This is a genomic window from Micromonospora sp. C95 (assembly GCF_018070465.1).
In the GTDB taxonomy this organism is placed as follows: Bacteria; Actinomycetota; Actinomycetes; order Mycobacteriales; family Micromonosporaceae; genus Micromonospora.
The window spans coordinates 194219-208626 of sequence record NZ_JAGPXT010000007.1; the positions used below are offsets into that span (position 1 = coordinate 194219).

Sequence of the window (14408 nt, forward strand, 5' to 3'; positions counted from 1 at the left end):
GATCGCCCGGGGCTCGTTGTCGAATGCCCGGATCAGGCGAGGTCGAACCGGTCGAGTTCCATCACCTTGGTCCAGGCCGCCACGAAGTCGGCCACGAACTTGCCACGGGCGTCGTCGCTGGCGTACACCTCGGCGAGCGCCCGGAGCTGGGAGTTGGAACCGAAGATGAGGTCGACCGCGGTCGCGGTCCACTTCACCTGGTCGGTGGCCACGTCACGGATCTCGTACACGTGCTCCTCGGACTCCGACGACTTCCAGCGCGTGCCCGGGGAGAGCAGGTTGCTGAAGAAGTCGTTGGTGAGCACGCCGGGCCGGTCGGTGAGCACGCCGTGCCGGCTGTCACCGACGTTGGCACCGAGGGAACGCAGGCCGCCGATCAGCACGGTCATCTCGGGCGCGGTCAGGTTGAGCATGTACGCCCGGTCGATCAGCAGCACCTCCGGCTGGGTCTTCTCGCCGGCCCGCAGGTAGTTGCGGAACCCGTCGGCGCGCGGCTCCATGACCCGGAACGACTCGATGTCGGTCTGCTCCTGGCTGGCGTCGGTGCGGCCCGGGTGGAACGGGACGGTGACCTCGACACCGGCGTCGCGCGCGGCCTTCTCCACGGCGGCCGAACCGGCCAGCACGATCAGGTCGGCGAGGGAGATCTTGGCCCCGCCCGCCGCGTTGAACTCCTGCTGGATGCCTTCCAGGATGCTCAGCACCGTGGCCAGCTGCTCCGGCTGGTTGACCTCCCAGCTGCGCTGCGGTTCGAGGCGGATCCGGGCGCCGTTGGCACCACCGCGCTTGTCGGTGTACCGGAAGCTCGCGGCCGAGGCCCAGGCGGTGCTGACCAGCTGGGCGGTGGTCAGGCCGGACTCCAGCACCTTCGCCTTCAGCGCCGCGACGTCGGCGTCACCGACCAGCTCGTGGTCGACGGCCGGCACCGGGTCCTGCCACAGCTGGGGCTCCGGCACCCACGGTCCGAGGAACCGGCTGACCGGACCCATGTCGCGGTGCAGCAGCTTGAACCATGCCTTGGCGAAGGCCAGCGCGAACTCGTCCGGGTTCTCCAGGAACCGGCGGGAGATCTTCTCGTACGCCGGGTCGACGCGCAGCGACAGGTCGGTCGTGAGCATCGTGGGCTTGTGCTTCTTCGACGGGTCGTGGGCGTCCGGGATGATCGCCTCGGCGTCCTTGGCGACCCACTGCTTGGCGCCACCGGGGCTGGTGGTGAGTTCCCACTCGTAGCCGAAGAGGATCTCGAAGAAGCGGTTGCTCCACTGCGTCGGCCGGTCGGTCCAGGTGACCTCGAGGCCGCTGGTGATGGTGTCGGCGCCCTTGCCACTGCCGTACGTGCTCAGCCAGCCCAGGCCCTGCGTCTCCAGCGGCGCGCCCTCCGGCTCGGGGCCCACGTGGTCGTCGGCGACACCGGCGCCGTGGGTCTTGCCGAAGGTGTGGCCACCGGCGATCAGTGCGACGGTCTCCTCGTCGTTCATCGCCATCCGGGCGAAGGTCTCCCGGATGAAGTGCGCCGCCGCGAGCGGGTCCGCGTTGCCGCGCGGGCCCTCCGGGTTGACGTAGATCAGACCCATCTCGGTCGCGCCGACGCCCTGCGACATCTCCTTCTCGGAGACGTAGCGCTCGTCGCCGAGCCAGGTGTCCTCCGGGCCCCAGAAGATCTCCTCGGGCTCCCAGACGTCCTCACGGCCGAAGCCGAAGCCGAAGGTCTTGAAGCCCATCGACTCCAGGGCCACGTTGCCGGCGAGCACGAGCAGGTCGGCCCAGGAGATCTGCTGGCCGTACTTCTGCTTCACCGGCCACAGCAGGCGACGGGCCTTGTCCAGGTTGGCGTTGTCCGGCCAGCTGTTGAGCGGGGCGAAGCGCTGACCGCCGTCACCGGCGCCACCGCGCCCGTCCTCGATGCGGTAGGTGCCGGCGGCGTGCCAGCTCATCCGGATCATGAGGCCGCCGTAGTGGCCGAAGTCGGCCGGCCACCAGTCCTGCGAGGTGGTGAGCACCTCGGTGATGTCCCGCTTGAGCGCCTCGACGTCGAGCTTGGCGAACTCCTTGGCGTAGCTGAAGTCCTCCCCCAGCGGGTTGCCCTTCGACGAGTGGGCGTGCAACACCGAGAGGTCGAGCTGGTTCGGCCACCAGTCCCGGTTCGTACGCGGACGACCGCCGGTCTTCGGGGTCGGCGAGTCGATCGCCGGGTTCTCGCTCTCGCTTCCGTGGGCGGTCACGGAGTCGTGCGCGACCGGGCAGCCGGCCGCCGCCTTGGCGTCCACTCCCTGAGCGCTGGACGGGGCGTCGTGCTCTGCGTTGCTCAATGTGCTTCCTTCCGACCTGGCGGTTCACTTGTGGTGCGTGCGGTCGCGCAGTCGGGGCAGGTGCCCCAGTAGACGACCTCCGCCTCGTCGACCACGAACCCGTGGTCGTCGGAGGCGGTCAGACAGGGGGCGTAGCCGACGGCGCAGTCCACGTCGGCGATCACACCGCAGGAGCGGCAGACGACATGATGGTGGTTGTCCCCCACCCGGGACTCGTAGCGGGCGATCGCCCCGGTGGGCTGGATGCGCCGCACCAGACCGGCGTCGGTGAGCGCCCGCAGCACATCGTAGATCGCCTGGTGGGACACCGTGGGATGATCCGCACGGACCAGCCGGATCACGGTGTCGGTGTCCACGTGCGGGTGGTCGCGCAGCGCCGCGAGCACCGCCAACCGGGGCCGGGTCACGCGCAACGAGACCGCCCGCAGCTGCGCCTCGAAGTCGGCCGTCATGCCGACGAACCTACTCGACTCTTCTGGAATCAATCAAGTTTTGGGGTGGATCAGGAGTTCGTGTCGCCGGTGTCGCCGTCCTCGTCCGCCGCCGACGTGGTGGAGGTCACCGAGGCGGCGGGAGACGTCTGCTCGGCAGTCGGAGCTGCGGTTTCGGCAGGTTCCGTGCTCGGTGCCGGGGTCGGATCCGGCGGCGGGGACGGGGTGGGGGGGCGCGAGGTCGCCGCGGGACCCGACGTCGCCGACGGGCTGGGCGTGGGGCTGGTCGTCGCCGACGGGCTCGGGGAGGTCGACGGATCGGACGTGGTCGGCGTCGAGCTGGTCGGCGTGCCCGGTGGCGTCGCCGACGGCGCGCCCGACGGCTGGGCATCGACCTGACCCGATCCGCCTCCGCCGCCGTCCGGAGACGGGCGGTCCCCATCCGGCGTAACCGACCGCCCCCGGGAGGGCCCCTCCGTCGATGCCGCCGGCTCGGCCGACGCGGAGGCCAGGACCGATGTCCGTACGTGCGTGCCCGCATGCTCGCAAGCGACACCCGCCAGACTGAACCGCTCCGGCGTCTCGTGCCCGCCGGACTCGACCCGGCCGTGCAGGGTTGCCGTCACGCCCGTGCCCGGTTCCGACGGCTCGGTCAGCCGCAGAGTCACCCGCTGCTCATCGTGTGTCCAGGCGGCGCCCCGCACGTCGAGGAGATGTTGGCTGGCCGGCAGGGTGAAGGTCAGCGCCCGCTGCCCGGTCGCGGGTCGCCCGGTTCCGGTAACGCTGATCTGAGCCAGGAAACGCCCATCGGCGGCCTGCTGCGCCTGGTACTGCACCGTGCAGCCGGCCTCGGCAGCCGGCGGGTCGGCCGAGCCTTCCTCGGCGGTGAGCAGTCCCGGCAGGATCCCGGCCAGCGCGGCCGCCGCGGCGGCGGGCGCGGCGAACAGCAGTCCGCGCCGCCGCCCGACGACCGCCGACCGCCGGGCAGGTGCGCCGGCTGGCCTGGTGGGGCCCGCGACCGTCCGGGTGGGCACGGCGACCGAGGTGGGCGCGGAGCCCGGTGCCGGCCGCACGGTCATGGTCGCCCCGGCCAGCATCTCGGCGAGTTCGGCCGCGCCCGGACGCTGGTCCGGATCGGTGGCCAGACACCTACCGATCAGGTGCGCGTGGGAGTCGGACAGTCCCTCGACGGCGGGGACGGCCACCGATTCGTGCGGAGCGCGTTGAGGAGCCTGACCGGTGAGGCACTCGGCGAGGACGACGCCGAGGGCGAACACGTCGCCCGCCGGAACCGCCTCCGCTGCGGCGGTCAACTCGGGCGGCAGGTAGCTCGGCGTACCCCACACCTGCCCGTCCGGCTCCGCCGGGTCGTCGCCCGCGCCGACCGCAATGCCGAAGTCGACCACCTTCACGCCGCTGTCGGTGAGCATGATGTTGCCGGGCTTGACGTCCCGGTGCACGATGCCCTGCTCATGCGCGGCGGCGAGGGCCGCCGCCACCTGCTGACCGATCCGCAGCACCTCGTCCGGCGGCAGCGAACCGGCGGCCCGGAGGCGGGCGGCCAGCGTCGATCCGGCGACGAACTCCATCACCAGGAACGGGGTCGGGGTCCGGGTCAGGTGCCGCTGCTCACCGTAGTCGTAGACCCGGGCGACGCCGGGGTGGTCGAGCCGCGCCGCGGCCAGCGCCTCGCGGCGAATGCGGTCGCGGGCGGCGGGGTCGCCGAGCAGTGGTGCGGACAGCAGTTTCACCGCGACGGTGCGCTGCAGGCGCAGGTCGTAGCCGCGCCAGACGGTGGCCATCCCGCCCCGGCCGACCGGTTCGTCGAGCCGGTAACGCCGCTGCAGACATCGCACGAGCACACCTCCCGCTCCGGTCGCGCACCCCGCCGGGGTGTCCGGTTGGCGGATCGCGTCCGGTCACCGCCCTGGTCGACTATCGCGCTACCCCTTGCCGGAGGCGGGAAAACCCCTGGTCAATCAGTTGATGGCGGTCGACCTGTGATGTCACGCGACCGTCACACGTTCGCGCGGCGCTCGTCATCCCACGGGGCATCTCTGAGCACAGGCACCGTTTCGAGGAGGCGACGACATGAGCGAGCGACCCGCGGCCACCTGGACCACACGACACGTGCACGCGGCACTGGCCACCGCGCTGGCAGCTGTGCTCGCCGTCACCGGCTGCGCCCCCGAGCCGGAAGCGGAACCACCACCACCGTCCACCGGCACCAGCCCGCCGAACACCCTCGCGCGGGTCGACGTCGGTGACGCACTGACCGTGACCGCAGCCGTGGATCAGGTCGTCGACGAGCGGGCGCTCGTCGTCCGGGACGTCGACCTGGCCGACCGCAGCCTGCTCGTCCTGACCCGCCAGTCCGTAGAGGCGACCCCGCCGCAGTTGCTCAGCGTGGAGGGGACCGTGGTCCGTTTCTCGTACCGCCGTCTCGCGGCCCGCCACCACCTGACCGACCCGGCGGCCTACCGGACGTTCGAAGGGCAGAAGGCACTGGTGGCCAGTCAGGTCACCGTGTGGCGGTGACGGCACCCGGGTAGGCGGCCGCGCTCGACGCGGCCGCCGCAGGAGGCCCGGTTACGGCATCACGGCTTGCGAGCGACGAGTCCGACGAAGGTGTGGTAGGTGTCGCTCTGCTCCGGTGCGGCCTCATCCGGGTCCGGTCGCCACGCGGCCACCGGCACCAGGCCCGGTTCCAGCACCTCCAGGCCCTCGACGAAGGAGAGGATCTCCTCGTCGGTACGCCAACGGCCGGTGCCGAGGGACTCGTTGAAGATGCGCTCGACCTCGCGTGCCTTCCGGGAGGCGTCCGGCTGCCGCTCACCGGGATCACGGAAGTGGGAGATCGCGACGTAGCTGCCCGACGGCAATGCGTCGATCAGCCTCGCCGCCACCGACTTCGGGTCCTCGTCGTCCGTGAGGTGGTGCAGAATCGCGAAGAGCAACAGCCCGACGGGCCGGTCGAAGTCCAGGAACCGGCGGACCTCCGGGTGCTCCAGGATGGCCTCCGGCGACCGGATATCGGCCTGGACGACCGTCGCGGTGCCGGCGTCGGCCAGCAGCGCCCGACCGTGCGCCAGCACGATCGGGTCGTTGTCGACGTAGACCACCCGCGCCTGCGGGTCGTGGCGCAGGGCCACCTGGTGCACATTGCCCTGGGTGGGCAGACCGGAGCCGAGATCGAGGAACTGGCCGATGCCCTGCTCGGTGAGCAAACGCACCGCCCGACGCAGAAAGGCCCGATTCGCCTGGCCCGCCTGCGGGCCGTCCGGCGTGATCCGGAGTGCGTGCTCGGCGACGGCGCGGTCCACCGCGAAGTTGTCCTTGCCGCCGAGCATGTAGTCGTACACCCGGGCGATGCTCGGCACGCTCATGTCGACCCCGGCCGGTGCCACCTCTTCGTTCGCCACAGTTCGTCTCCTCGTCCACACCGGATCACGGTCGGCCGAACCGCACCTGCTCGACATCCGGCGGCCGACGCCGTCGACCATCCTAAGTGGTCCCCTCGACGACGCGCTCACTCCGGTCCGTCCCGGCTTCCTCCTGGGCGTGCCGGGCATCCGGTGGTCGAGCGCCGCACGGCAATGGTCACCGCTCGTGCTGTCGGCGCACCATCTCGGCGATCCAGGTGGGCGCGTACGGCGACGTGCAGCCCGGGGAGGTCGGATAGTCCTTGAGCACGCCCAGACGTTCCCCGATGCCGATCGCGCGGGCGCGGTGCTCGGCATGCTCGATCCCGATCTGCGCCAGGCAGTGGTTCATCGCCCACTGCAGGCGATCCGGCGCGTCCTTCATCTCCACCTCGATGACGTCGAGCAGCCCGGTGAGGTCGAGGCCCTCGGGCTTCGCCGCCACCCGGTCGGTGGTCAACGCCCAGCCGGCGCTGGCGACCACCGGATCCGGGTCGGCCAACCACGCCCGGCGCAACTCCTCGCCGTGCGGGCTCTTCCGCACCACGTAGTTCACCAGCCAGTCGTGCACCTTGGGTCGACGCGCCTCGCGCAGCATGGTGTCCAACTCGTCGCGCTCGAACGTCTTCGGGCGGCAGATCAGGATCGCCAGAAGTCGCGCCGCCGTGTCGCCGGTCTGCCACAGCTGCCCCGCGAGATCCTGCTGGGTCTTCAGCCGCTTCGCGAGGGCGCGCAACTTGCTGAGGTTCACCCCATGGTCATCGCCCTGCCGCTCGTTCACCTCGCGCGTCCTCGGGTCCGCAAGCTCGGCCAACTCCGCCATCACCTGCGCCACCGTCGTCCCGGTCAGCGTCGTCTCGGCCACCTCTGCCCCCTGTCCGTCAACCGTCAAGGCAGCGTACGACGATGCCGCCGAAGCCACCTAGCGGCCTGCATCGGAGTCGGCAGGCGACCTTCCTGGCAACCGCGCTCATGAAGGCAGGGTGGCCGCCCAGCCCGCCACCCGGTCGACGTCCGCTCGGGTCCAGCCGACCGCGGGATCGATCGACACGAGCAGGGTCGACGCCGAGCGGGCAGCGGCCCACCGCCGGCCGACGGGGGTGTGGTTGTCGTCGATCCACGCAGCCGGCCGGTCGGCGGCCACGGCATCGACGGCCGGCACCTTCAGCTCGGGATCGAACGGCACCGGCGGGAAGTTGACCACCGGCAGCGGTCCGACTCCGAGCAGCGGCAGGTAGAAATCGTTGGCCGCCTCACCCCAACCCGTTGCCCACCACAGCTCTCCGGCGGCAGCCAGTTCCCGGATCCAGTCGGCGTGCGCCAGGCAGTACCGCTGTGGGTCTTCACCGTCGAACAGGACCCGTTCCTGGTAGCCGTCAGGACAGGTCGGCGCCGCGAAGGGATTCAGTACGCCGTCGAGGTCCAGGAAGATGACGGGCACCCCGGGTCTCGTCCCGGATTGGCCGACATCGAACGGGCGCACAAGCGGTCTAGGACGCCTGGCGGATGGGCAGGTCTGCGCGCCAGACCTCGGCCAGGTCGCTGAGGGGGACGTCCAGGGCCTGGCTGAGGCAGACCACGGTGCCGAACGCCGGCGCGGGCAGGCGGCCCGCCTCGATCTTGCGCAGCGTCTCGGGAGAGATGCCGGCGGCCAGGGCGACATCGACGAGGCTACGGCCGGCCCGGGCGGCCCGCAGGGCGGCTCCGAGGCGCTGGCCCGCGGCGATCTGTTCGGCGGTGAGTGGTTGGCGAACCATGCCAGCAGGATATCCCCTCGGAGCAGCACCATCGTCGCGTGGTATAAAAATACCGACAGGGGATGAGGGAGGCTTTCATGATCGAGCTCAAGTCGGCCGAGGAGATCGAGCTGATGGCGGTGACCGGCCAGTTCGTCGGCGAGTTGCTCGCCGAGTTGAGCAATGTCGCCGCGGTCGGTGTCAACCTGATGGACCTTGAGCACCATGCTCGCCGCCGGATCGCGGAACGCGGTGCCGAATCCTGCTACTGGGATTACGCCCCCTCGTTCGGCCGTGGTCCGTTCCGGAACGTACTCTGCCTGTCGGTGAACGACGCGGTACTGCACGGCCTCCCCCACGACTACGTCCTGCGCGACGGCGATCTGCTCAGCATCGACATGGCGGTCGGCATCGACGGCTGGGTCGCCGACTCCGCGCTCTCCGTCATCGTCGGCACCCCGGACCCGGCCGACCTGAGGCTGATCGAGGCCACCGAGGTCGCGTTGGAGGCCGCCGTCACCGCCGCCCAGCCCGGCGGCCGCCTGGGCGACATCTCGGCCGCCATCGGCGAGGTCGCCCACTCCTACGGCTACCGGGTCAACGCCGAGTTCGGCGGCCACGGCATCGGTCGTACCATGCACGAGGCGCCGCACGTGGCGAACAGTGGCCGCCCCCGTCGGGGCCTGAAACTGGAGCCCGGCCTCACCATCGCCATCGAGCCCTGGCTCTGCCACTCCACCGACAAGATCAGGTACGACAGGGACGGCTGGACGATCAGGTCGGCCGACGGATCCCGCACCGCCCACTCCGAGCACACGGTCGCCGTCACGGCCTCCGGCCCCCGGGTTCTGACCCGCCGCCCAGCCCACGACACCGGCTCCGCCGGCCCTGCCGCGAAGTCCGCCAACGCATCCTGACCGCCGGGCGGTCGCCGGGGCCGGCACGCCGGGCCGGGACTAACGACTCCGCAAGACACTGAACTCGTTGCCGTCGGGATCGGTGAGCATGACCGCGCCATCCTCGCCCGCCTCGATCCACGTGGCGCCGAGGGACACCAGCCGGTCGACCTCCGATCGCTGATCACCCTCAGCGGACGGGGCGAGGTCGAAGCGCTGTCGGCTCCTCCCCTGCCTCGGTGCCACGGGCGGACCTCCCCAGGCGACCTTCGTGCCGCCGCCCGGTGCCTGCACGGCGGTCTCCTGGTCCTGATCCCAGACCAGCGGCCAGCCCAGCGCCGCGCTCCAGAAGAGGCCGACCTCCCGGGTGCCGTCGCAGGCAATCTCGCCCAGAAAGCCGCAGCCGGCGAGGAACTTGTTGCCCGGCTCGATGACGCAGAATGCGTTCCCCTCGGGGTCGGCCAGGACGATGTGCCCTTCCTCCGGGCGCTGCCCGACATCGAGCGGCCCGGCGCCAAGGGCGAGCGCCCTGGCCACCGTCTGCTGCTGGTCGGCCGGGCTGGTGCTGGTGAGGTGCAGGTGCAGGTGCACCCGGTTCTGCCCTACCCGCTTCCGGTGACTCGCCACGAACCGGAGGCCGAGCTGAGTGTCGGTGCCGGGGAGTGACGCACCGCCGGCATCCTGGACGATCTCCCGGTCGAGCAGGCCAGCCCAGAACTGCGCCAGGCGCATCGGTTGACTCGCGTCGAAGCACACGGCGACCACCTGACAGGCCATCGCATCCCCCGATCGTCGGTTGACCACCGTCGGCAGCGTGCCATCGCTGCCGGTGCTGGTGGAGCGTAAGGGAACTCGATGCCGGGCGTCGCCGAATATCCAGCGACGCCGGGTCAGCAGCCGAGGCGCTTGGTGGACAGGGCGATGTCGTCGATCCAGAGGTCGAATGCGCCCGGGGTGGTGCCGCCCTGGTAGAGCTGCCAACCGATCTTCACGGTGTTGACCGTGGGCAGGACGAACGGCACGTCGTTGCCGCCGTGTTCGGTGGTGGAGGCGGTCAGCTCGGGGTTCGCCACGCCGTCGATCCACACCGCCACGCGGTTGTCCGCCGGGTCGAGTTGCCACTCGAAGCACTGCCAGGTGTCTTCGACCACCGGGGCGGACTCCCGCCAGTTGGTCCAGTCGCCGGTCGGCCCGCCGTCGGCGCCGACACCCCAGAAGATCCCGGGAACCGTGGGTGCGTACTGACCGCCGATCGGACGGACGATCTCCGAGCTGCCGGTGCCGGTCGCCTCCACGAGCGTGAAGTGCGCCCAGTCGGGGCCGGTGGGGAAGGCGTCGACGCGCAGCCGCATCCGGCCGTAGAAGCGGTTGCCGGGCGCGGCGAAGTCATCGACGCGCAGGAAGGCACGGCCGTTGTCGACCGTGTGGACGTGCAGCACCTGGTTGCCACGGCGGGCACGTTCCACGGCGAGCGTGCCGTTGCGCGTGTCGATGCCCCAGTCCAGGGTGCTGGCACCACCAACCGGCAGGCGTTCGAAGTCCTCGCAGAAGAGCAGGTGCCGGGTGCAGGAGCCGCGGTGGGAGGCACCGGCGACGTCGGACGGGACACTGCCGACCGTGACGCCGACCAGCAGAGCGGTCAACGCGGCAAGAAGGTTGCGCATGTTTCCTCCATCGACTGCTTTCCCGCCACCGCGGTGTGGCGGGGGCTACGGCGGAAGCGCTCCCATATATAGCAGATGTTCGATGTCAACGTCGGGTCGGACCGCTCGCGGCCGGCGTTGTCCTCCACCTCGGCGCGGCGCATACTGAAGCCGACCTCGTCGTTCCGTTCGCCGTTGTGCCATGACAGCGATCGGAGCAGCGGGGTTTCTCCGTCTGCCCGGCGATTGATACGGCCCAGTTGCCGGCGCGTTACGCGCCGGACCGCAACTGCTCAGAATCGGATGGGAAGTCATGCTCGTTCTCGACACGCAGTCGCTGCCGCCACGAGAGCGTGCGGAGGCGTTTCAGGCCACGGTCAGCGGTAACTGCTCCGCCAGCATGGCCTCGTTCGAGGATCCGGCCGCGATCGAGGCGAAGATGACCGTCTCCGACTTCGGCCGGGCGAAGGTGTTCAACATCGAGGCCTCCGGCACGACCCTGCGCCGCACCCCCCGGATCGCCCGGGCCTCGGACGAGTCGTCGATCGTCCTGGCATTACCGATGCGGACCGACAACCATCTGATGTGGGCGCGGGAGGGACGCGTGTTCGGACCACGTGACCTCATGCTCGTCGACCTGTCCCTGCCGTACGTCTATGGCTGGCGGGGCGGCGGTGCCTCCTACGCACTGCACGTCGACGTCGATCACCTTGGCGTTCCCCGGGACGCGATCCACCGGGCCGCGCGTGAGCTGCGGGTCAGTCCGCTCTACGAACTCGTTCGCAGTCACGTCGCGCACCTGACCGGGCAGGCCGGCGACCTGGTCGGCAGCGGTGCGGGGGCTGAGCTGGGCGCCGCCTCGGCCGAGCTGATGCGCGCTCTGGTGCTCACCGCTGCCGGTGACGGCCGACGGCTGCGCGAGACCCTGCACTCCTCGATGCAGGCGCGGGTACAGGCTTACGTCCGCAACAACCTACGAGATCCGGAGCTGACACCGGCACGGATCGCCGCGGCCAACGCCATCTCGCTGCGTACGCTCTACAAGCTCTACGAGTCACTGGGTCAGAGCCTGGAGCAGTCGATCATCGAACAGCGCCTGCACGGCGCGCGGGCGGACCTGACCGCCGCCCGCCCGCGTTACACGTCCATCGCGGCGACGGCCCGCGCCTGGGGCTTCGCCAACCCGAGTTTTTTCACCACCAAGTTCCGTGCGGCCTTCGGAGTCACCCCACGGCAGATCGCCACCGCGCAGAGATCCGCGGCCACCGCGCCGCCAGAGTGAACCCTGCACGCAGACGTCAGAACCATGCGTCCGCAGAAAACCCGCCCTGCCGCGACGGTGCGAGATTGCTCCCTGAACGGCTGACACCCCTGGCAGCCCACCGTGCGGAGCGGACCATGCCTTTCGTCACCGTCAGCGACGCCACCGACCTGCTCGCCTAACTCGAGGAGTACCAGCCATGAAACCCATCGTTCTGGTGCACGGCTTCTGGGTCACGCCCCGCAGCTGGGAGAACTGGATCACCCACTACGAGAGCAAGGGCCACCAGGTGGTGGCGCCCGCGTACCCAGGGTTCGAGGTCGAGGTGGAGGCGCTCAACGCCGACCCGACCCCGATCGCGCAGGTGACGGTTCCGCAGATCATCGCCCACCTCGAAGAGGTCGTGCGGGCACTGCCGGAGCCGCCGATCATCATCGGTCACTCAGCCGGCGGCGCGTTCACCCAGATCCTGCTCGACCACGGCTACGGCGCGGCCGGCGTGGCGCTCAACTCGGCACCCACCGAGGGCGTACGCGTGGTGCCCCTGTCCCAGGTCAAGTCCACCTTCCCGGTGCTCAAGAGCCCCGCCAACCGGCACAAGGCGGTCGGCCTGACCCCGGAGCAGTGGAAGTACGCCTTCACCAACACGTTCACCGACGAGGAGTCCCGGGCCCTCTACCAGCGCTACCACATCCCCGCCCCCGGCGGCATCGTGTGGGGCGGGGTCCTGGCCAACTTCCAACCCGGCCACCAGGACACCTGGGTCGACTACCACAACGACGACCGCGCGCCCCTCCTGTTCGTCTCCGGCGGTGAGGACCACATCATGCCGCCCGCCGTACAGAAGTCCAACGCGGACCATTACAAGTCCAACACCGTCACCGAGCGCCGCGAGTACGACGGCTACGCCCACCTGCTGCCGGCCCAGCAGGGATGGGAGCGGATCGCGGACGAGATCCTCGACTGGGCCCTGCGGCACGCGAAATGACCGACGTACGGGTCACGCACATCGGTGGTCCGACCGTACTGATCGAGGTCGACGGGTGGCAGTTGCTCACCGATCCGACGTTCGATTCGCCCGGCCGGACCTACCGGTTCGGCTGGGGCACCGCCTCACGCAAGCTGACCGGCCCGGCGCTGCCGGCGGAGTCGCTCGGCGACCTCGACGCGGTGCTGCTGACCCACGACCACCACGCCGACAACCTCGACGACGCCGGCCGGGTGCTGTTGCCGGCGGCGGGTCGGGTCGTCACCACCGTGGCCGGCAGCCGACGGCTCGGTGCCGGCTCCACCGGTCTGGCGCCGTGGCAGCACACCACGCTCACGGCGACCGGTCGGCCGACCATCGAGGTCACGGCGACCCCGTGCCGGCACGGCCCGCCGCTGAGCCGGCCGGTCGTCGGCGAGGTGACCGGGTTCGTGCTGCGTTGGGCCGGCCAGCGGCACGGCCCGCTCTGGATCACCGGCGACACCGTGCTCTACGGCGGAGTCCGTCAGGTCGCCGCCCGGTTCGACATCGGCACCGTCGTACTACACCTCGGTGCAGTACGGTTCGGCCTGACCGGGCCGCTGCGCTACACGATGACCGCCGCCGAGGGTGCCGAACTGTGCGGGCTGATCGGCGCCCACACGGTGCTGCCGGTGCACTACGAGGGCTGGGGCCACTTCAGCGAGGGCCGGCAGACGATTGAGGCTGCCTTCGCCGCCGCCCCGGCCACGGTACGCAAGAGCCTGCGCTGGCTCACCGCTGGCACCGCCACCACCATGACAATCTGACCGGAGCACTTTCAGCACACACTTGTTCCTTCCCACCCCGCGACGCAGGAAGGCCACGATCATGAGCAGCCCCGCCCGGCGGGACCCGACGGAGACGCCGACCGCGAAGCAGCGGCGCGTGTGGGACAGGTCCGCGCCCAGCTACGACCGGCAGATCGCGTTCCTGGAGCGGGTGCAGTTCACGGGCGGCCGGGAGTGGTTGGGCGGCCGCGCGCGCGGCCGGGTGCTGGAGGTTGCCGTCGGCACCGGCCGGAACCTGCCGCACTACCCCGCCGACGCCACTCTGACGGGCGTCGAACTGAGTCCGGCGATGCTGGACATCGCGCGCCGGCGCGCCGCCGATCTCGGCCGGCCGGTCGACCTGCGCGAGGGCGACGCGGAGCAGTTGCCCTTCGCGTCGGCGTCGTTCGACACCGTCGTCTGCGCTCTTTCGCTCTGCTCCATTCCCGACCCGGCGCAGGCGATCGACGAGATGAAGCGCGTTCTCGTGCCCGGCGGCCGGCTGCTCCTCCTGGACCACGTCGCCAGCACCTGGCCGCCGGTGCGCGCCGCCCAGTGGCTCCTCGAACGGGTCACCGTCCGCGCGGCCGGTGAGTACTTCACCCGCCGCCAGCTTCCACTGGTGCGTGCGGCGGGATTCATGATCGTAGAGGCCGAGCGGTTGAAGGCCGGCACCGTCGAACGGGTGCACGCGGTCAGGCCTGACTGAGCCGGCCGGCGACGGCCGATCGCCAGCGTCGGGGATCTGCCCGGCCCGGTGGCCGCCGCACGGGCACCTCGTTGCGAGCATTGCTCGCCTTAATATGAGTTAACTGATATAGATCAGAACCTATCGATACCCGTTAGGTTGGCGGTGGCCCACCTGATCAGGCTGGCGCCCGCCGAGGCGCCCGGCAGCGGCACCGGCCAGGTCAACGGGCTGCGGCGCCCGCAG

The 14408-nt window shown here is 70.6% G+C and carries 15 protein-coding genes; 6 read left to right on the forward strand and 9 right to left on the reverse strand.

What is annotated here, in order from left to right:
- Positions 1-32: 32 nt before the first annotated feature.
- From katG to KBX00_RS11400, 3 genes are read right to left on the reverse strand one after another with little or no spacing between them, the layout of a single operon-like run.
- The gene (gene katG / locus KBX00_RS11390; protein WP_210826008.1) at positions 33-2309 is read right to left on the reverse strand and encodes a catalase/peroxidase HPI; all 2277 of its coding nucleotides are present in this window, start codon (positions 2307-2309) and stop codon (positions 33-35) included.
- On the reverse strand, positions 2306-2761 hold the full coding sequence (locus KBX00_RS11395) for a Fur family transcriptional regulator (protein ID WP_093407101.1): 456 nt from the start codon (positions 2759-2761) through the stop codon (positions 2306-2308). Before KBX00_RS11395 ends, katG begins: the two co-directional genes overlap by 4 nt.
- Positions 2762-2811: 50 nt before the next feature.
- Positions 2812-4596, reverse strand: coding sequence for a serine/threonine-protein kinase (locus KBX00_RS11400; protein ID WP_210826010.1), 1785 nt, complete (start codon positions 4594-4596; stop codon positions 2812-2814).
- Positions 4597-4831: 235 nt separating this feature from the next.
- Here KBX00_RS11400 and KBX00_RS11405 point away from each other — a divergent pair, with 235 nt between their 5' ends.
- Positions 4832-5278 carry a hypothetical protein gene (locus tag KBX00_RS11405; RefSeq protein WP_210826013.1) on the forward strand — a complete coding sequence of 149 codons (447 nt, stop codon included), beginning with the start codon at positions 4832-4834 and terminating at the stop codon, positions 5276-5278.
- A gap of 59 nt (positions 5279-5337) precedes the next feature.
- Here KBX00_RS11405 and KBX00_RS11410 read toward each other — a convergent pair whose 3' ends face one another.
- From KBX00_RS11410 to KBX00_RS11425, 4 genes are all read right to left on the reverse strand, one after another.
- Positions 5338-6162, reverse strand: a complete 825-nt coding sequence (locus tag KBX00_RS11410) for an SAM-dependent methyltransferase (RefSeq protein ID WP_210826015.1) — start codon at positions 6160-6162, stop codon at positions 5338-5340.
- A 178-nt stretch (positions 6163-6340) separates the two neighbouring features.
- Complete coding sequence (locus KBX00_RS11415; protein WP_210826017.1) at positions 6341-7027, reverse strand: DNA alkylation repair protein; 687 nt, start codon at positions 7025-7027, stop codon at positions 6341-6343.
- Positions 7028-7132: 105 nt separating this feature from the next.
- On the reverse strand, positions 7133-7603 hold the full coding sequence (locus tag KBX00_RS11420) for a hypothetical protein (protein WP_307868463.1): 471 nt from the start codon (positions 7601-7603) through the stop codon (positions 7133-7135).
- 49 nt (positions 7604-7652) lie between these two features.
- A complete protein-coding gene (locus KBX00_RS11425) occupies positions 7653-7919 on the reverse strand; it encodes a helix-turn-helix domain-containing protein (RefSeq protein ID WP_210826019.1) in 267 nt (88 codons plus the stop codon).
- Between the two features lie 77 nt (positions 7920-7996).
- Here KBX00_RS11425 and map point away from each other — a divergent pair, with 77 nt between their 5' ends.
- Positions 7997-8815, forward strand: coding sequence for a type I methionyl aminopeptidase (map, locus tag KBX00_RS11430; protein WP_210826021.1), 819 nt, complete (start codon positions 7997-7999; stop codon positions 8813-8815).
- 39 nt (positions 8816-8854) lie between these two features.
- Here map and KBX00_RS11435 read toward each other — a convergent pair whose 3' ends face one another.
- Positions 8855-9598 carry a VOC family protein gene (locus tag KBX00_RS11435; protein ID WP_374225287.1) on the reverse strand — a complete coding sequence of 248 codons (744 nt, stop codon included), beginning with the start codon at positions 9596-9598 and terminating at the stop codon, positions 8855-8857.
- An 86-nt stretch (positions 9599-9684) separates the two neighbouring features.
- Positions 9685-10458, reverse strand: a complete 774-nt coding sequence (locus KBX00_RS11440) for a hypothetical protein (protein WP_210826023.1) — start codon at positions 10456-10458, stop codon at positions 9685-9687.
- Between the two features lie 292 nt (positions 10459-10750).
- On the opposite strand from KBX00_RS11440, the gene KBX00_RS11445 reads away from it, so the two are divergent.
- From KBX00_RS11445 to KBX00_RS11460, 4 genes are all read left to right on the forward strand, one after another.
- Complete coding sequence (locus KBX00_RS11445) at positions 10751-11719, forward strand: helix-turn-helix domain-containing protein (protein ID WP_210826025.1); 969 nt, start codon at positions 10751-10753, stop codon at positions 11717-11719.
- 178 nt (positions 11720-11897) lie between these two features.
- Positions 11898-12686 carry an alpha/beta hydrolase gene (locus tag KBX00_RS11450; RefSeq protein WP_210826027.1) on the forward strand — a complete coding sequence of 263 codons (789 nt, stop codon included), beginning with the start codon at positions 11898-11900 and terminating at the stop codon, positions 12684-12686.
- Positions 12683-13474, forward strand: coding sequence for an MBL fold metallo-hydrolase (locus tag KBX00_RS11455; RefSeq protein WP_210826029.1), 792 nt, complete (start codon positions 12683-12685; stop codon positions 13472-13474). The genes KBX00_RS11450 and KBX00_RS11455 overlap by 4 nt, the downstream gene beginning before the upstream one ends.
- Positions 13475-13535: 61 nt before the next feature.
- On the forward strand, positions 13536-14183 hold the full coding sequence (locus KBX00_RS11460) for a class I SAM-dependent methyltransferase (protein WP_210826032.1): 648 nt from the start codon (positions 13536-13538) through the stop codon (positions 14181-14183).
- Positions 14184-14408 lie beyond the last annotated feature (225 nt).